The following is a 244-nucleotide window of genomic DNA, read 5'->3' on the forward strand; positions in this document are numbered from 1 at the left end:
CTGCTACCTTCGTACGCTCGGTCAACGACACATATTCTTCTAATCAAAATCTACGTCGAAAAATAATTTTCGAATCTTCGATAAACAGTCTATTTGAGTCTTTAACATACTCATCTCCTTTATCGTTTGTTATGACAGGAAGACCGCTTATGTTTAACGCAAATTTGCCACGGCCATTGTGATCAAATGAAGCACATGCCGACAATAAGAGTACGATTAGCAACAATATAGCTGATCTCATAAT

General features: G+C 37.3%; 1 protein-coding gene. It reads right to left on the reverse strand.

Annotated features, from left to right (window positions below):
* Positions 1–43: 43 nt before the first annotated feature.
* A partial coding sequence (locus tag H6A60_RS13500) for a hypothetical protein (RefSeq protein WP_205105384.1) occupies positions 44–244 on the reverse strand: 201 nt, incomplete at its 5' end.

Source organism: Sutterella massiliensis (genome assembly GCF_016899755.1).
Taxonomy (GTDB): Bacteria; Pseudomonadota; Gammaproteobacteria; order Burkholderiales; family Burkholderiaceae_F; genus Sutterella; species Sutterella massiliensis.